Here is a 1,583-nt window from a genome sequence, read left to right on the forward strand (position 1 = left end):
CGGCCCCGAAGGCCAGAAGGGCCACCTGATCACGAACGCGCTGGCGAGACCTTTTCTCCATCTCCTCATTCCGACTCGCAGACCTCGGCGGGAAAGCCAAACTCTGGCTTTGGGATCAGCTAGAGCCGTCCCCTCGGAGCCACCGTCGCTCGCTCGCCCGATCTGGCGAGCGACGGGGGGCAACAGGGGGGCGGCGGCCGTCCCCTTGGTGAACCTGAGCATGTTCATTTCAGGCTGCTGCCTTTGTGACGCGCGCCTCATAGCTGCGCTCTTGTGCCAGTACGGTCCAGGCAATCCGTGCCAGCTTGTTGGCGAGGGCCGCGGCCAAAACGTTAGGATGTAAGCGTTGAGCGGCACGAACGAGCCAGGCGCCGAAACCGTGCTTCGGCCAGTTCGTCGGCCGCAACAGAATGACCCGGGCTGCTTGCATGAAGAGCATCCGCAAGTAACCGTTGCCGCGCTTGGAGAGTCGCCCGAGGATAGTTCGGTCCCCGGTCGACATCTGTTTGGGCACGAGGCCGAGCCAAGCCGAATAATCCCGCCCTTTCGCAAAGGCCGTTCCATTGCCGATCGCCGCAACCATCGCACTCGAGATGAGTGGGCCGATGCCCGGCACGGTCATCACCCTTCGACAGCTGTCGTCACTTTTGGCCAGCGTCTCGATCTCATCCGTCACGGTTTCAATTCGCTCATCGAGCTGCCGCCAGTCGCCAACAAGATCACTGATGATGCGGACCATGCGTAGCGAAAGAACATCCGTCCGCTTGGCCAGAATGTCAGGCAGCAAATGGCGAAGGAAACGCTGTCCTTGCCGGACGATGATGCCGCGCTCCAGGAGAAAGCCGCGGATCTGATTGATCACTGCGGTCCGTTCGCTGACAGGGCGCGACCGTACCCGGTGCAGTGCTTGCAGATCGAGTTGCTGATCAGTCTTAGCCGGAACAAAGCGCGTCGTCGGTCGCTGCACGGCCTCGGCCACAGCATGAGCATCTCGAAAGTCATTCTTGTGTCCTCCCTGCCGAAACGGCTTCGCATAGGCCGGCGGAACCTGCTTCACGTCATGGCCAAGCGCCGCAAGCTCCCGAGCAACGTAGTGTGTTGCCATCCCCGCTTCGATGCCAATTAAGCAGGGTGGAAGGTTCGCGGGCCTTGACGTAATGCGCCCGCGCGAGACCCGCTCTCGCAACACGATGGCGCCCAACGAATCCAGGCCGACCATGTGAAGGGTGTTCTTACCCATATCAATTCCAATGGTGGTGACTGCGCGAACGGTGGACCTGCGAGGCATGGCGGTGCTCCTGCTCCTGACGAGCCCCCACGCACTCTGAGAGCCGTTGGGGGCGGGAGCGCGGCCGGTCCATCCCATTCGCGTCATTTCGTTGCCGCGCAGTAACCTGGTCGGTTTCGGAGAAGAGCAGACATCTAACGGCGGCCGAAACCCGCAGAGTCGGTCGAGAATGACCCTGGCTGTGTAAAAACGCGCAGGATCGAAACACGACTAGAATTGCATTCTTCAGTTCGCCGTCTAGGTTGAAGGCACCTGCGAGCCTGAGCGCTAGAACGATCTTGGACGAATAAGTTCT

Annotated in this window: 1 protein-coding gene; it reads right to left on the reverse strand. The window is 60.9% G+C overall.

The window, feature by feature from the left end; translation table 11 throughout:
* Positions 1-229: 229 nt before the first annotated feature.
* Positions 230-1,288, reverse strand: coding sequence for an IS110 family RNA-guided transposase (locus AC630_RS42020; protein WP_074124320.1), 1,059 nt, complete (start codon positions 1,286-1,288; stop codon positions 230-232).
* Between the last annotated feature and the right edge of the window lie 295 nt (positions 1,289-1,583).

Origin of the sequence: Bradyrhizobium sp. AS23.2 (assembly GCF_001908185.1) — a bacterium.
Classification (GTDB): domain Bacteria; phylum Pseudomonadota; class Alphaproteobacteria; order Rhizobiales; family Xanthobacteraceae; genus Bradyrhizobium.